14 protein-coding genes are annotated in these 14806 nt (G+C 72.1%); 4 read left to right on the forward strand and 10 right to left on the reverse strand.

Translation table 11 applies throughout. The annotated features are described in order from the left end of the window. Position 1: 1 nt before the first annotated feature. The 4 genes from ACRAKH_RS10080 to ACRAKH_RS10095 form a co-directional block, all read right to left on the reverse strand. Positions 2-418 (reverse strand): nuclear transport factor 2 family protein, encoded by a 417-nt coding sequence (locus ACRAKH_RS10080; RefSeq protein WP_380727429.1) that lies wholly within the window; start codon positions 416-418, stop codon positions 2-4. Positions 419-434: 16 nt separating this feature from the next. Continuing rightward, complete coding sequence (locus ACRAKH_RS10085; protein WP_380727426.1) at positions 435-1373, reverse strand: aldo/keto reductase; 939 nt, start codon at positions 1371-1373, stop codon at positions 435-437. Continuing rightward, positions 1364-2446, reverse strand: coding sequence for a type III polyketide synthase (locus tag ACRAKH_RS10090; protein ID WP_380727425.1), 1083 nt, complete (start codon positions 2444-2446; stop codon positions 1364-1366). The genes ACRAKH_RS10085 and ACRAKH_RS10090 overlap by 10 nt, the downstream gene beginning before the upstream one ends. Before the next feature lie 379 nt (positions 2447-2825). Beyond that, positions 2826-4394 (reverse strand): flavin-containing monooxygenase, encoded by a 1569-nt coding sequence (locus ACRAKH_RS10095; protein ID WP_380727074.1) that lies wholly within the window; start codon positions 4392-4394, stop codon positions 2826-2828. Between the two features lie 562 nt (positions 4395-4956). Between ACRAKH_RS10095 and ACRAKH_RS10100 the strand changes: the two genes are divergently transcribed. The 3 genes from ACRAKH_RS10100 to ACRAKH_RS10110 all read left to right on the forward strand — a co-directional run bounded on the left by ACRAKH_RS10100 (position 4957) and on the right by ACRAKH_RS10110 (position 8227). Continuing rightward, positions 4957-6258 (forward strand): cation:proton antiporter, encoded by a 1302-nt coding sequence (locus ACRAKH_RS10100; protein WP_380727072.1) that lies wholly within the window; start codon positions 4957-4959, stop codon positions 6256-6258. Positions 6259-6361: 103 nt separating this feature from the next. Then, positions 6362-7093 (forward strand): ZIP family metal transporter, encoded by a 732-nt coding sequence (locus tag ACRAKH_RS10105; RefSeq protein WP_380727070.1) that lies wholly within the window; start codon positions 6362-6364, stop codon positions 7091-7093. 69 nt (positions 7094-7162) lie between these two features. After that, entirely contained in the window at positions 7163-8227 is a 1065-nt protein-coding gene (locus ACRAKH_RS10110) for a spore photoproduct lyase family protein (RefSeq protein WP_380727068.1), read from the forward strand. 73 nt (positions 8228-8300) lie between these two features. Here ACRAKH_RS10110 and ACRAKH_RS10115 read toward each other — a convergent pair whose 3' ends face one another. The 6 genes from ACRAKH_RS10115 to ACRAKH_RS10140 are packed head-to-tail and all read right to left on the reverse strand — an operon-like array spanning position 8301 to position 13430. Continuing rightward, positions 8301-9392, reverse strand: coding sequence for a cytochrome P450 family protein (locus tag ACRAKH_RS10115; RefSeq protein WP_380727066.1), 1092 nt, complete (start codon positions 9390-9392; stop codon positions 8301-8303). Continuing rightward, positions 9389-10804 carry a cytochrome P450 gene (locus tag ACRAKH_RS10120; protein ID WP_380727064.1) on the reverse strand — a complete coding sequence of 472 codons (1416 nt, stop codon included), beginning with the start codon at positions 10802-10804 and terminating at the stop codon, positions 9389-9391. The genes ACRAKH_RS10115 and ACRAKH_RS10120 overlap by 4 nt, the downstream gene beginning before the upstream one ends. 47 nt (positions 10805-10851) lie before the next feature. Then, the gene (locus ACRAKH_RS10125) at positions 10852-11448 is read right to left on the reverse strand and encodes a GTP-binding protein (RefSeq protein WP_380727062.1); all 597 of its coding nucleotides are present in this window, start codon (positions 11446-11448) and stop codon (positions 10852-10854) included. Continuing rightward, positions 11426-11779 carry a DUF742 domain-containing protein gene (locus tag ACRAKH_RS10130; RefSeq protein ID WP_380727060.1) on the reverse strand — a complete coding sequence of 118 codons (354 nt, stop codon included), beginning with the start codon at positions 11777-11779 and terminating at the stop codon, positions 11426-11428. The genes ACRAKH_RS10125 and ACRAKH_RS10130 overlap by 23 nt, the downstream gene beginning before the upstream one ends. Beyond that, entirely contained in the window at positions 11776-12174 is a 399-nt protein-coding gene (locus tag ACRAKH_RS10135; protein WP_380727058.1) for a roadblock/LC7 domain-containing protein, read from the reverse strand. Before ACRAKH_RS10135 ends, ACRAKH_RS10130 begins: the two co-directional genes overlap by 4 nt. Then, positions 12171-13430, reverse strand: coding sequence for an ATP-binding protein (locus tag ACRAKH_RS10140; RefSeq protein WP_447009761.1), 1260 nt, complete (start codon positions 13428-13430; stop codon positions 12171-12173). Before ACRAKH_RS10140 ends, ACRAKH_RS10135 begins: the two co-directional genes overlap by 4 nt. 432 nt (positions 13431-13862) lie before the next feature. On the opposite strand from ACRAKH_RS10140, the gene ACRAKH_RS10145 reads away from it, so the two are divergent. Continuing rightward, a complete protein-coding gene (locus ACRAKH_RS10145) occupies positions 13863-14789 on the forward strand; it encodes an ATP-binding cassette domain-containing protein (protein ID WP_380727054.1) in 927 nt (308 codons plus the stop codon). Positions 14790-14806: the final 17 nt, after the last annotated feature.

Genomic DNA, 14806 nt, shown 5'->3' on the forward strand with positions numbered 1-14806 from the left:
CTCAGGACGTCGCGTCGGCCGGGAACAGGCTCTTCGTGAGGGCCGACACGTCGTGGGCGTTCTCCCAGTGCTCGACGATGCGGCCGTCCTCGAAGCGCCACAGGCCGCAGAACGGCATGGACGTCTTGTGTGGACGTTCCACGCGCAGCACACCGAGCACGGCGCCGAACCAGGCGTTCGCGACGATGTGGTGCACGTCCATGACGAGCGTTCCGGCGGACAGGTCCACCAGGGCTTGCTCGTGCGCGACGACGGCCTCCTTGCCGACGACGGGGGTCGGGTCCTCGGTGGTGCGGTCCGCCGGGTGGAGCACGACGTCGTCGGCGGCGTGCTCGCCGATGCTCGGCAGGTCGGCGTAGATCGCCCGCAGCCTCTCGACGTTGGCGTGGTCGATGACCGGCGCGTCGACGGTGGTCATGGCAGCTCCTCCCGGGTCAGACGTGCGCGGGTCGCCACGGCGTCTCGTAGGAGCACAGCTCCTCGATCTCGTCCCAGAGGTCGTCGCCGAGCTCCAGGTCGGCGGCGGCGATGTTCTCCTCCAGGTGCTTGATCGACTTGGTGCCGGGGATGAGCACGGTGTTGGGCGAGCGGCGCAGCAGCCAGGCAAGGCCCACCTGGGCAGGTGAGGCGTCCGCGCGCTTCGCGGCCCGGGTGAGCGCGCCCTGCGGCGACAGGAGGTCGCCGTGTCCGAGGGGGAACCACGGCAGGAACGCGATGCCCTTCTGCTCGGCGTGGTGGAGGACGGCCTCGCTCGACCGGTCGGCGATGTTGTAGAGGTTCTCCACGGCGACGATGTCGGCGGTCTTGCGGGCCTCCTCGATCTGGTCGATGGTCACCTCGGGCTGCCCGGACAGGCCGATGTGCCGGATCTTGCCCTCCTGCTGGAGGAGCGCCAGCTCGCCGACCTGGTCCGAGATCGGGACGAGGGGGTCGATCCGGTGGAGCTGGTACAGGTCGATGCGCTCGAGCCCGAGTTTCAGCAAGCTGAGCTCCACCTGTTGGCGCAGGTACTCGGGCCGGCCGAGCGCGACGATGTAGGGAGCCCGGTCCGGCGCCCGCACCCAGTCCTGGGGACCGGAGCGGAGCATGCCGCCCTTCGTGGCGATGACGAGGTCCTCGGGGTAGGGGTGCAGCGCCTCGCGGATGATCTGCTCGTTGAAGTTCGGGCCGTACGAGTCCGCGGTGTCGATGAAGTTGACGCCGAGGTCCACGGCGCGCCGCAGGAGTCGCACCGCGTTGTCCGGGTCCTCGACCGGTCCCCAGAACCCCGGCCCGGTCAGGTGCATGGCGCCGTAGCCGAGGCGGTTGATGGTCATGTCGCCGCCGATGGTCAGCGTCTTGGACGTCGTCACTGTTGTCTCCCTCATTTCCATTGACCTGCGGGTTGCAGTCGGTGCAGCTCTTCACGCGCTCCGGGCACGATCGAGCCTTCGCGCGGGTGGGCCGCGGAGCCCACGACGGACCAGGTGCCCACGGACGCCTCGGCGGTGATGCCGGGGCCGAAGCCCGCCAGGAGGCCACGGGCCCCCGGCCGGATGCCCTCGTCGAAGACGCGGCGCAGGGCGTCCAGCACGACGGCGGACGCGATGTTCCCGTACTCCGTCAAGGTCGCCCGGCTGTGGCGGAACGACTCCGGCGGCACGTCCAGGAAGTGGCACAGGTCGTCGAGGATGCGCGGGCCGCCGGCGTGGATGACGTAGAAGTCGAGCTCGGACGCGTTCCACTGGTGGTCGTTCGCCAGCCGGTGCAGCACCGGCGCCAGCATGGACATCGTCCCCGGCACGCGCTTGTCGAGCCGGAAGTGGAACCCGGTCTCCTTGACGTCGTAGCGGATCCAGTCCTCCGTCTCGGGCACGAGGTACGCCTCGTTGCGCTCGAGCTGGAAGCCGACGCCGCCGTGTCCCCGCAGGACGGCCGCGGCGATCGCGTCGCCGAAGAGGCCGTTGGACAGCAGGGAACCGATGTCCGAGTCGTCCGGCTGGTAGCAGAGCGAGCAGAACTCGCAGGCCACGATCAGCACGTTGGACCCGGGGTAGGCGGTGCAGAAGTCGTGCGCCCGGTTGATCGCCGCCCCGCCGGCGGCGCAGCCGAGTTGGGCGATGGGGATCTGGCGGGTGTTCCTCCGGAACCCCATGTCGTTGATCAGGGAGGCGGTCAGGGGTGGCATGCTGAAACCGGTGCAGGACACGAAGACGATCGCGTCGACGTCCTCGACGTCCACGCCGGCGGAGGCCAGCGCGTGCTCCACGACGCCGGGGACGCGTGCCCGCGCCTCGGCGAGGTAGAGCCGGTTGCGCGCCTCGAAACCGGGGTGCCGCAACGTCTGCTCGATGGGTTGGAGGATGTGCCGCTTGCGGACGCCGGTGTTCTCGATCATCCGCAGGACCAGCGACAGCTTCTCGTGGCCGGCGTGGATGCTGCGACACAGCGCCAGGGTCTGCTGCATCGATATGATGTGGTCCGGCACCCAGACGGAGGGCCTGCAAAGAGTGGGCATGGGGCAACATTCCTTCGTTCGGTGGAAGTGCTGGCTCTCGCGACTCCGTTCGCTGTGATGGGTCGAACCAGCCCTGGGAATCGGCTGGTGGGTCGGCGGCCGGGCCCCCGCGGGGCGGGGCCGGCCCGGGGGAGGGCAGCCTGAACGGGCGCCACCGCCGGCGGCGGGGTGCGGGCGTCCGCACGCGGTCGCTCGACGTCCGGTGGCGGTCGGGAGGCGTGGTGGCGGGCCGCGGCCCGTGCGGTGCCCGCCGCCGGGGAGCGGCGTGAAGCCCGGGCGCACGCGTGACTTGCCCGTGCGGGCCGTGGATCGGGGGTGGGACCGGCGCTTAACCGTCCGTTGTGGACGATCCGGCGCGGGCGGCGCGCTCACCGCGGTGCGCCGGCGCCACCGTCACCGCGTCGAGGCCCGCGGGTCGCGCGCCTCCGGGCGGAGGTGCGGGCAGTCGGGCGAGCAGCGCTCGCGTCACGCGGCGGTAGGCCGCGGGGTTCACGGGGACCAGCCAGTGCGCGGCCCGGACCGCTCTCGGGATGTTGACGTCCAGGTCGGCCAGCACTTCGTCCACGTTGTGCAGCGAGAACGGGATGATCTTCGTGTTGTGGCAGTGGTGGCCGTCGGTCGCCTCGTCCATGAACGCGATCTGCGCGGCGATCGCGGCGCGCATCGCGTCGTCGTCCGGCAGCCGCAGCGCGCCCGCGAGGTCGGCCGCGATCCAGAGCGCCGCCATCTCGGCGTTGAGCTGGCTGAAGAACGACGAGTTGTAGCCGTTGAAGTACAGGCCCGGCACGCCGACCGGCCGGATCTGGCGGTAGAGCAGGAAGTTCCCGCGCTCGTCCTGCACGCGGTCCCGCACGTCGGCCGGGAGGAACGGCACGGCCTGGACGAAACCCGTCGCGCAGACGACGAGGTCGGCGGGCAGCTCGGCGCCGTCCGACAGCGCCGCCCACGGCTTGCCGCCCCGCGCGAACAGGCGCGTGATCCGGCGGTCCCTGCGGACCCGGATCGACCCGTCGGCGACGCCCTCGAAGAACCCCTCCGTGGCGAGGCCGATCGCGTTGCGGATCATGTCCTCCATGTGCCCGGCCGGCACCAGGCCGTGCTCCTTGAGCCGGAACTGCCGGACCGACACCGACCCGACCGAGTTGATCATGTTGCGGCGCAGGCGGTCGGCGGGCCCGTGCAGGAACTTCTCGAACCCGCGCAGCCGCGCGTACCGGAACAGGGACTCGCCCATGCGCGTCATCAGCAGCACCTTGAAGTTCACGACGCCGCCGATCTTCCTCGGCACCTTCCACACCACCTGCCGCGCGACGACGTCCGTGCTCGCCGCCACCTCGGAGATCGGCACGGTCACGTCGCACGCCGACTTGCCGTAGCCGACGACCACCACGTGCCTGCCGCGCGCGTCCTCGACGTCGTGGAACTCCGTGGCGGCGCACACCCGCCCGCCGGCCGCCTCGAACTCGGCGCGACCGGGGTAGTCGGGCACCGCGGGCTCGCACAGCACGCCGTTGGCGACGACGACCCGGTCGTACACCTCGCCGGTGTCACCGGTCGCGACGCGCCAGCGCCCGTCGGTGGTCGGCGTCACGGCCGTGACCGCCGTGTTCAGGCGCAGGTGCGGCACGAGGCCGAACCGCCTGGCGTACGCGGCCAGGTACGCCTGCACCTGCTCGCCCGTCGGCCACTCGGGGAAGTCCTTCGGCATCGGGAAGTCCGACAGCGCGTACTGGTCCCTCGGGCTCTGCGTGGTGAGCCCCGGATATCGCCGGGCCGCGCTCCACACGCCGCCGACTTCCGAACTCTTCTCGAACACCGTGATCGCGTGCCCCGCCTGCCGCAGCACCTTGGCCGTGGCAAGGCCGGCGACACCCGCGCCAATGACCGCGACGTGCACGACTAGCTCATTTCCGGTCGGGGGCGGAACGGGGTGCCGAAGCGCGCCGGGATCTCCCCAACGCGAATGATCTGTCTTGTTCCGAGTGCCATGCCGTCGCCTTTTCCGAGTGGTGCGCACCCGCCGGTCGGTCGAGCGCGATGCCGTGACCGCCCAGCTCACGGCGGCCCTGATGTCGTTTTGCTGCGCCGAGAAGATCTATACCTGGTGCCGCCCGGGATCATTGTGCGAGTAGACCGGGTTCACTCGCCGGCGCGGGTAGGCAAGTCCGTTCGAGGGGGTGATATCACGCTACGTGCGCCGTGGCCGCGTCAACGGGTAAGGCTATGGAGAACGGTGATCAGTAGGTCGTGTTTCCCCGGCCGTCTACGCTGCGCGCGGATTGCGCCCGCCGCTGGTCGGAGGGGGTCACGTCGACATTCACGCCGGGTCGGAAGGCGTTCAGGTTCGCCGGGTCGTGAAGGCGTTCGGAGGATTAGCACCGGCGGATCGGGGTATGCGGCCGGGGTACCGCCGCGGCCGGCGCTCGTCCGTCCGCGGCCCGACGAGAGGAGCGAACCCGGTGGGTCCGGATGCCGTGGCCTACGCCGGCGTCGGTGTCGCGACCCTCCTGGCCGCGCTGCTGCCCCGCGTCCTGGGCAAGGCGCCGCTCTCGATGCCGATGATCTTCCTGGCCGCGGGCGCGATCGCGTTCACCGTCGCCGACCCGCTGCCCGACCCGGACCCGGCCCGGCACGGCTCGGTCACGCTCCACCTCACCGAGCTGTGCGTGATCATCTCGTTGATGGGCGCGGGGCTCGCGCTGAACCGGCCGGTGGGCCTGCGCCGCTGGTCGACGACGTGGCGGCTGCTGGGCATCACCATGCCCCTGTCCATGCTCGCCGTCGGGCTGCTGGGGTGGGGCGCGCTCGGCTGGGGGCTGGCGTCCTCGGTGCTGCTCGCGGCCGTGCTGGCGCCGACCGACCCGGTGCTCGCCAGCGAGGTGCAGGTGGCCGAGCCCGCGGAGAACCCGGACGCGCCCGGCGAGGGCGAGGACGAGGCCCGGTTCGCGCTGACGTCCGAGGCCGGGCTCAACGACGGGCTGGCGTTCCCCTTCACCTACGCCGCCGTCGCCATCAGCATCGTCGGGGCCGCGCCGGACGGCTGGCTGCCGCACTGGCTCGCCGTGGACGTGCTGTGGCGGCTGGCGTGCGGCGTCCTCGTCGGGCTGCTGACCGGGTGGGCGTTGCGCAAGCTGTTCTTCGCGGCGCCGTCGGAGAACCTGCGGCTGGCCGAGCACGCCGAGGGCTTCGTCGCGCTCGCCGCCACGTTCCTCGCCTACGGCCTCACCGAACTGGCCGAGGGGTACGGCTTCATCGCGGTGTTCGTGTGCGCCTGCACGATCAGGGCGGGCGAGCGCTCCCACGGGTACCACCGCGTCCTGCACCAGTACGTCGAGCAGATCGAGCGGATGCTCACGGTGCTGATCGTCTTCCTGCTCGGCGGGGCGGCGGTCACCGGCCTGCTGGTCGGCACGGGGTGGCGCGAGGTGCTGGTGGCGCTGGTGGTCCTGCTGGTGGTGCGGCCGGTGACGGGCCTGATCGGCCTGGCGCGCGGCCGGACGGGGCCCCGCGAGCGGGCCGTCATCTCGTTCTTCGGCGTGCGGGGCGTCGGATCGCTGTTCTACGTCGCCTACGCGCTGCAGTCCGGGCAGTTCGCCGACCCGGACGCGATCTGGCGGGTGGTCGGCCTGGTCGTGATCGGCTCGATCATCCTCCACGGCGTCACCGCGACACCGTCCATAAGGTTCCTGGACCGCTTGCGGCGACGCGCGGCGCGGGACCGGCACGGCGACCCGGACCAGGCACCCCACACCCCCGTCTGACCACGTCCCGCCGGCCCGCGCGCTCCCGACTCCCGCCCGGGGTGGGGCGCCGCGGGCGGGCGAACGGTGGCGGGGTGACCGGTCCGCCGTCAGAATGGTGGGGATGCTGACCGCGGTGCTGTACGGCCTGGCCGCGTCGAGCGCCCTGGTGCTCGGCTCGATCATCGGCTCGCTGTGGGACCCGCCCCGGTGGCTCACCGGGATCCTGCTGGCCTTCGCCAGCGGCGCGCTGATCTCCGCGCTGGCCTTCGAGCTGTTCGAGGAGGCGTTCCACCTCGGCGGCGCGGTGCGGTCCGGCCTCGGACTGCTGGCCGGCGCGGCGGCGTTCGTGCTCGCGGACTCCGCCCTGGACCGCTACGTCACCGGCCACCCCGGGCCCGAGCAGCGCGAGGTGACGAAGGCCGGCGCGAGCGGTGGGGTCGGGTTCGCGCTGCTCGCGGCGGTGACCCTCGACGGCGTGCCGGAGAACCTCGCGCTCGGCGTGTCGCTGGCGGGCGGGGTGTCGCTGACCCTGCTCGTCGCGATCTTCTTCTCCAACCTGCCGGAGTCGCTGGTCGGCGCCGTCGCCATGCGCGAGTCGGGGCAGAGCCGGAAGACCGTGATCATGACCTGGGCGATCTGCGCCCTGCTGCTCACGGGCGCGGTGGTGCTCGGCAGGCTCGTCGCCGGAGGGCTGAGCGACGCCGTGCTGGCCGTGGCGCTGTCCTTCGCCGGCGGTGCCGTGATCGCGTCGCTGGCCGACACCCTGATGCCCGAGGCGTTCGAGCACGGCCGGCCGCTCAACGCGTTCGCCACGGCCGGCGGCTTCTTCCTGTCCTTCGTGCTGGCCGCCTGACCGGGTGAACCGCGCCACACGGCACCGTTCGACGTGCGGATTTGTCGGTCCCGTTCGGACACTGGAGTGGTGACCGCCCAGCCGCTGATCTCACCCACCCGCATCTACGTGGAGCCCGCCGCCGCCGCGCTGCCGCGCGGGCGCGAGGTGCTGGACCGGTTCCCCGACGCCGAGCGCGTGGAGGTCGACAGCCACTGGCGCATCCCCGAGCTGCACGGCGACGAGGCCAACGCCCGCCGCTGGGTCCGCATCAAGCAGGAGGCGCTGGTGCTGGGGGTGAAGAAGTCGCTCGCGGCCCGGCCCAACGGGCGCTCCGCCCACTTCATCGCCCCGTCCACGGCCAACGGGTGCGCCATGGCGTGCGCGTACTGCTACGTGCCCCGGCGCAAGGGCTACTCCAACCCGATCACGGTGTTCGCGAACATCGAGCAGATCACCGGCTACCTGGCCCGGCACGTCGCGCGGCAGGGCCCGATGACCGAGCCCGGCCAGGTGGACGACCACGCCTGGGTGTACGACATCGGGGAGAACTCCGACTGCTCCGTGGACGCCCTGGTCAGCGACAACGTGCGCGACCTGGTGCGCCTGTTCCGCGGCCTGCCGACCGCCAAGGCGTCCTTCGCCACCAAGCACGTCAACCGGGACCTGCTGGACTGGGACCCGAGGGGGCGCACCCGCGTGCGGTTCTCGCTGATGCCCGAGCGCACGGCGAAGCTCCTCGACCTCCGCACCAGCCCCGTCGCCGAACGCCTCGCCGCCCTGGACGACTTCCGCGCCGCCGGGTACGAGGTGCACGTCAACCTCAGCCCCGTCGTCGTCCACGACGGCTGGCTGGACGACTGGCGCGACCTGCTCGGCGCGCTGGGCGACGCGACGTCACCCGAGACCCGCGACCGGCTGGCCGCCGAGGTCATCATGCTCACCCACAACGAGGCGCTGCACGACGTGAACCTCCGCTGGCACCCCCGCGCCGAGGACGTCCTGTGGCGGCCGGACCTGCAGGAGGCGAAGCGCAGCGAGGGCGGCGGCGTCAACGTCCGCTACCGGCGCGGCCTCAAGCGCGCCCTGCTGGACGACCTGCTGGCCCTGATCGCCGAGCACGCCCCGTACCTGCGCGTCCGCTACGCGTTCTGACGGCGCGGACGCCCGGGTCGGCCCGGTCGACGTCGCGTTCGACGACCGGGCCGACCCCGGGAGAGGGATCGCACTACTTCAGCCGCACCGGCAGGGATTCGTGGCCGTTGGAGATGAACGACTGGCCCGGCTTCAGCTCGTGCGGCGCCACGGCCAGTTCCATCCCGGGGAACCGGGCGAACAGGGCCGGGAGGGCGATCTCGGCTTCCATCCGGGCCAGCGGGGAGCCCAGGCAGTAGTGCACGCCGTGGCCGAAGGCCAGGTGCGCCTTGTCGGCCCTGGTGACGTCGAACTGGTCGGCGGTCTCGCCGTGGACCGCCTTGTCCCGACCCGCCGCCGCGTACGCCGCCAGGATCGCCTCGCCCTGGCGGATGACCACGCCGTCGCCGATCTCGATGTCCTCCACGGCGTACCGCAGGGGCAGGTTCGCCACCGGGGCCTGCCAGCGCAGGGTCTCCTCGATCACGTCCGCCCAGCTGCTCGTGCCCGCGCGGACGGCGGCCAGCTGCTCCGGGTGCGTCAGCAGCGCCGTGATCGCCTGGTCCAGCAGGTTCACCGTGGTCTCGTACCCCGCCGAGATCACCAGGATCAGCGTGTCGACGAGCTCGGCTTCCTCCAGCGTCGAGCCGTCGTCCTCGCGCACCGCGATCAAACCGCTGGTCAGGTCGTCGCCGGGGTTCTCCCGCTTCTCCGCGACCAGCTGGTGCATGATCCCGTACAGCCGCACGACGTTCGCCTGGGCGGCCTCCGGCGTGATCGTGGTGTCGAAGACGCCGTCGACCACCTCCCGCAGCTCCGACCGCGCCTCGGCCCGCACGCCGAACAGCTGGCAGATGACCTCGATCGGGATCGGGTAGGCGAACCGGTCGCGCAGGTCCACCGGCTGCTCCGCCGCGTCCAGCTCGTCCAGCAGCCGGGTGGTGATCTGCTCGATCCACGGCCGCATCGCCGCCACCCGCCGCGCCGTGAACGCCTTGGACACCAGCGAGCGGAGGCGGCGGTGGTCGTCGCCGTACGCGGTGAACATGTTCTGCACCGACACCCACAGGTGCAGCGGCCAGTCCTCGGAGATCTCGCCGCTGGAGTACGCCGGCCAGTGCCGCCGCGGGTCCTTCGAGACCCGCGGGTCACCGAGCAGGCCGCGCAAGGTCTCCTGGCTGGTCACCGACCACGCACGAACCTGACCAGGGAGCTCCACCAGCGTCGCCGGCCCTCGTGCGGCGATGGCCGCGGACTCGCCGTGGAGGTCACGGCCGGTGGGGTCGAGGACGATGGGGTCGAGGGCGGCGGGGTGAACGGCGGGGGAGTCGACGGCGGCGGAGCCGAGGGCAGCGGGTGCGGCGGCAGCGGGTTCGAGGACGGCGGGGTCGGCTGGACGTTCCATCGGGTTTCTCCAGGTGACTCGTCGGGGTGGACGGGCACGGCTACCGGGGTGAAACGCACGGGCAGCGCGGTGAGCGCGCGGTGGAACGGGCCCGGCCGCCAGACCAGCTGGTCGACGGGGACGGCGAGCCGCATGTCGGGCAGGGCGTCGAGGATCTTCTCCATCGCCACCGACGCGATGAGCCGCGCCGGCTGCTGGGCCGGGCAGGAGTGCACGCCCGCGCTCCACGCCAGGTGCGCGCGGTTGCCCGAGCGCTGCTGGCCCGCCAGCACGGGGTCGTTGTTGGCCGCCGCGAAGCTGATCACGACCGGCTCGGCGGCGGGCAGCCGGACCCCGGCGAAGTCGGTGTCCTCGACCGGGTAGCTCGCCGAGTAGTTCGCCATCGGAGGGTCGGTCCACAGCACCTCGTCCAGCGCCTCCTCGACCGGCATGCTGCCGCCGGAGAGGTCGCCCGCGAACCGGTCGTCGGACAGCAGCAGCCGGATGCCGTTGGCGATCAGGTTCTGCTCGGGCTCGGTGCCCGCGCCCATGAGCAGGATGAGCTGGTGGATCAGCTCCTCGTCGGTCAGCCGCGCCGGGTGGGCCATCATCCACGACGGCATGTCCTGGTCGGGGTGCCCCCGCTTGAGCGCGACCAGCTCCAACATGCACTGCGTCAGCTCGGCGTTGGCCTTCTCCGGCTCCACCATGTCGAAGATGCTGCGCATGGCGGCGACCAGCCGGTCACCCAGCTCCGGCGGGCAGCCGTAGAGGTGGTTGAACATCATCAGCGGCAGCAGCTGCGCGTACTGGCCGAGCAAGTCGGCCTCGCCGTCGCGGGAGAACCGCGCGATCAGCCGGTCCGCGGTCTGCTCGACGTAGGCGCGCAGCGCGTTCCCGTCCACCCTGGCCAGGCTGTCGGTGACCACGGCGCGCAGCCGCGCGTGCTGGGCGCCGTCCGTGAACAGGCAGTTCGGCCGGTACATCATCATCGGCAGCACCGGGCTGTCCGGCGGCATCTTCGCCTGCCACCGCCGCGGGTCGCGCGGGAACGCGCTGGGGTTGCGCAGGACGTCCAGCGCGGCGGTGTAGCCCACGACGAGCGTGGCGGGCACACCGGGCGCCAGCTCGACCGGGGCGACCGGCCCGTGCTCGCGCAGGGCCTGGTACGTCGCGGCCGGGTCGGCGGCGAACTCCGGGCCGTGCAGCGGCATCCGGCCGCGGTGTGCGGGACATGCCTGCCCGGGGGCGGCTTGCGAGGTCACACGTTCTCCTGGTTGCGGGTCAACAGGTACTCGACGAGGGTGATGAGCGCCTCCGTGGACGACGTCGCGTCGCGGGCGTCGCAGAACACCAGTGGGGTCTCGGGCAGCAGGTCCAGCGCGTCGCGCAGCTCGTCGCCGGGGAAGGCGGGCGCGCCGTCGAAGGAGTTGACCGCCACCGCGTACGGGATGCCCAGCTCCTCCAGCAGGCTCATGACCTCGAAGGACTGCTCCAGCCGGCGGGTGTCGGTGAGCACCAGCGCGCCGAGCGCGCCGTAGGCGATGTCCTTCCAAACCTGCGTGAACCGCTTCTGGCCGGGCGCGCCGAACAGGTAGAGCACCAGTTCGTCGTTGAGCGTCAGCCGGCCGAAGTCCAGCGCGACCGTGGTGGTGCTCTTGCCGTTCACGCCGGCGAGGTCGTCGACGAGGGCCCCGGCCTGCGTCATCGTCTCCTCGGTGCGCAGCGGGCGGATTTCCGAGAGCGTGCCGACGTAGGTGGTCTTGCCGACCGCGAACGGACCCACGACCAGCAGTTTCACCGCCGTCCGCACGGTGTCGCGCAGGTAGACGCCGTCAGAGGCGAGCGCGGAGGCCATCGAGCACGTCCTTCAGCAGCTTCATGTCGGGGCGGGCGGTGTGCGAGACCGCGGCGTGCGTGGCGATGTGACCGCTGTCGACCAGGTCGGACAGCAGCACCTTGGTCACGCTGATCGGCAGCGAGAGGTGCGCGGCGATCTCGGCCACCGACAGCGCGCCGCCGCGGCACAGCTCCATCAGCCGCTTCTTCTCCGGCGACAGCCCGGCGACCTGCTCACGGGTGGCGATCACGACCGTGACCGCGTCGAACGTGTTGCGGCTGGCGTGGGCCCGGCCGCCGGTCACCACGTACGGCCGCACCAGCCCCCGCAAGCGCCTCTCGCCGCTCACGCCGGCTTGCCGGCGTCCTGTCGCGGCGGGCTGGTGAGTTCCTTGCCCAACCGCTGGACGAGCTCCTGGATGCGGAAGGAGACCGCCTCCATGTCCACCCGCGCGGTGGCCGACACGGCGAGGTACGCGCCCGGACCCGCCGCGGCGAGGAAGACGTAGCCGCCGGTGAACTCGCTGACCGTCTGCTGCCACTCGGCGCTGGTCTGCCCGCAGAACTCGGCGGTGGCGCGGGCCAGCGACTGGAGCGCGGACATCGCGGCGGCGTGCCGTTCCGCGTCGTCCCGGTCGATGCCGGCGGAGTGCGCCATCAGCAGCCCGTCGGCCGACAGCAGGACGGCGTGCCGCGTCTCCGGCATCTTCAGGGCGTCGTCGAGCATCCAACCCAACTCGTTCATGCCTGGCTGTTCCCTTCAGCGACGGGCGGTGGGGTGGTGGCCCGGCCCGAATCGGTCCCGCGCTTCCAGGCGGCCAGCCCGGTCGCGATCCGCTGGTCGGCCGGCGGTTGCCCGGCGGGGCTCGACACCGGGGGCGCCGACGGCGCCGCGACCTGGCCCGGGGCGGACACCCTCCGACGTCGGGGCAGGCCACCAGGGGTGCGTTCCGGCTCCGCGTCGTCCACGGGCGCGGCCGGCGGGGTCCGCTGCTCGGGCGGGAGCGCGACGGCGTTGTCGGGCATGGCGGGCTTGCTGACGCGGGTCAGCAGCTCGGTCGGCAGGAACACCACCGCCCGCACGCCGCCGTACGGCGAGCGCGTGTCCACCGAGACGCGGAAGCCGTAGCGCTTGGCCAGCACGCCGATGACGGCGAAGCCGACCTGCGGCGGGTCGCCGAGCCGGTTGATGTCGTTGGCGCCGTCGCCGGTCAGCAGCCGGGCGGCGCGCCGCAGCTCCTCGACGGTCATGCCGACGCCGCCGTCGTCGATCATCACCACCATGCCGTTGTGCGCCTGCTGGAAGTTGACCTCGACGCTGGTGTTGGGCGGCGAGTGCCGGGCGCCGTTGTCGAGCAGCTCGGCGACGGCCAGCACGACCGGCTCGACCGCGCGGCTGACCACGGCGACGTCCGACTCGGCCGGGACGTTGATCCGCAGGTAGTCCCGGATGCGCGAGGTGGCGCCGCGCACCACGTCGGTCAGCGACGACGCCGACCGCTGCTGGCCGGGCCACGACCCGCAGAGCACGGCGGTCGCCTGGGCCCGGCGGTTCAGCTGCGAGTTCATGTGGTCGATCCGCATCAGGCCGGCGAGCACGTCGGGGTCGTCGTGCCGGTCCTGCATGGTCGAGATCGCGACCTGCTGCTCGTTGGCCAGGCTCTGCACCGCGCGCATCATCGACTTCAGCGTGGCGCGGGCGGACTGCTCGCCGCGGGCGGAGGCCTGCCCGACGGAGTCGGTGAACAGCGCGAGCACCCGGTCGTGGCCCTCGGCCGCCTCCGGGCGCCGCGGACCGGGCACCTCGACGGGCCGGTGGCCCAGCGACTCGGCGAGGGCCGGCAGCCGGGCCTCGACCAGGTGCCGATCCTCCTCGGCGCGGACGCGCGCCCAGTGCTCGGCCGCCTCGGCCCGCGCGCGCAACGCGCGGGCGGCCTGCCTCTGGCGTACCAGCAGGAACACGGCGACCAGTGCGACGGCGAGCGCGAACCAGAACGCCACTGCGAGAGTTTGTCGGTCCATCAATTCCTCTGAGCGGGCGTGCTGCCGGATACCAGTGCGCCGGGAGGCTCTGATCTTAATCACGGGACTTCGCCGCACGCCAAGTGGTCGTCGCAGTCTCCCCCTGATGGAGCAACTGCCGCGAACCATTACCATATGTCCACTCTGGACGTTGTTCGTGGTCCTGAGGTGCGCATTTCCGGAAAATCATATTGCGGGCGATGTCGTCGCTTCGGCTCTCCGGATTGCGCGTGACGCGCGCCGTGCGTGACCGCGTGACCTGCGACGTCGTGTCCCGGCACGTCGCCGTTCCGGCGGGTCTGGACGAGGTGGGGCCGCCCGACGGCGGTGGCGGCCGGCGCGGACACCGTGTCGGCGGTCGTGTCAGCGGCGTGTCAGGGGCGTGGCGGCGCCGGCCGTGATGGTGGGCGCATGACAAGTTCCGCGATTGAAGTCGCAGGGCTCCGGAAGGCGTACGGGGACAAGGTCGTGCTCGACGGCATCGATTTCGATGTTCGCCAGGGCGGCATTTTCTCCCTGCTCGGTCCGAATGGGGCGGGTAAGACGACCACGGTGAACGTGCTGACCACGTTGACGAAGGCCGACGGCGGGACGGTGCGCGTCGCCGGGCACGACGTCGCCGCCGACGCGAAGGCGGTGCGCGCGGCCATCGGCGTCACCGGGCAGTTCGCGGCGGTGGACGACCTGCTGACGGGCCAGGAGAACCTGCAGCTGATGGTCGACCTGAAGGGCGGCGGCCGGCGGGTCGTCGCGGAGTTGCTGGAGCGGTTCGAGCTGGCCGAGGCCGCGAGGAAGCCCGTCTCCACCTACTCCGGGGGCATGCGCCGGAAGCTGGACCTCGCGATGACGCTCGTCGGCGCGCCGCGGATCATCTTCCTGGACGAGCCGACGACCGGGTTGGACCCGCGCAGCCGCCGCACGATGTGGACGATCATCCGCGAGCTCGTGGCGGACGGCGTCACGATCTTCCTCACCACCCAGTACCTCGAGGAAGCCGACCAGCTCGCCGACCGGATCGCGGTGCTCGACCGGGGCCGCCTGGTCGCCCAGGGCACCCCGGACGAGCTCAAGAGCCGCCTCCCCGGGACGCACGTCCGGCTCAGGTTCGCCGACACCGCCGACCTCGACGCTGCCGCCCGGCTCTTCGCCGGCTCCGCGCGGGACGACGAGGGACTGGCCCTGCGGGTGCCCAGCGACGGCGGCACGAAGTCGTTGCGCGGTCTGCTCGACCGGCTCGACGAGCACTCGCTGAACGCGGAGGCGTTCTCCGTCCACACCCCCGACCTCGATGACGTGTTCCTCGCCCTGACGGGCCGCACCGCGGAGGACGCGAAGTGAGCGCCAAGTCCCACTCG

The organism is Saccharothrix hoggarensis (genome assembly GCF_052936025.1).

What these genes read in the sequence shown, in the direction of transcription:
- ACRAKH_RS10145 (WP_380727054.1), top strand. Translation starts at nt 13,863, where the DNA reads ATGACAAGTTCCGCGATTGAAGTCGCAGGGCTCCGGAAGGCGTACGGG.
- ACRAKH_RS10090 (WP_380727425.1), bottom strand. Translation starts at nt 2,446, where the DNA reads ATGCAGCAGACCCTGGCGCTGTGTCGCAGCATCCACGCCGGCCACGAG.
- ACRAKH_RS10120 (WP_380727064.1), bottom strand. Translation starts at nt 10,804, where the DNA reads ATGCCGCTGCACGGCCCGGAGTTCGCCGCCGACCCGGCCGCGACGTAC.
- ACRAKH_RS10085 (WP_380727426.1), bottom strand. Translation starts at nt 1,373, where the DNA reads ATGGAAATGAGGGAGACAACAGTGACGACGTCCAAGACGCTGACCATC.
- ACRAKH_RS10080 (WP_380727429.1), bottom strand. Translation starts at nt 418, where the DNA reads ATGACCACCGTCGACGCGCCGGTCATCGACCACGCCAACGTCGAGAGG.
- ACRAKH_RS10125 (WP_380727062.1), bottom strand. Translation starts at nt 11,448, where the DNA reads ATGGCCTCCGCGCTCGCCTCTGACGGCGTCTACCTGCGCGACACCGTG.
- ACRAKH_RS10105 (WP_380727070.1), top strand. Translation starts at nt 6,362, where the DNA reads ATGCTGACCGCGGTGCTGTACGGCCTGGCCGCGTCGAGCGCCCTGGTG.
- ACRAKH_RS10135 (WP_380727058.1), bottom strand. Translation starts at nt 12,174, where the DNA reads ATGAACGAGTTGGGTTGGATGCTCGACGACGCCCTGAAGATGCCGGAG.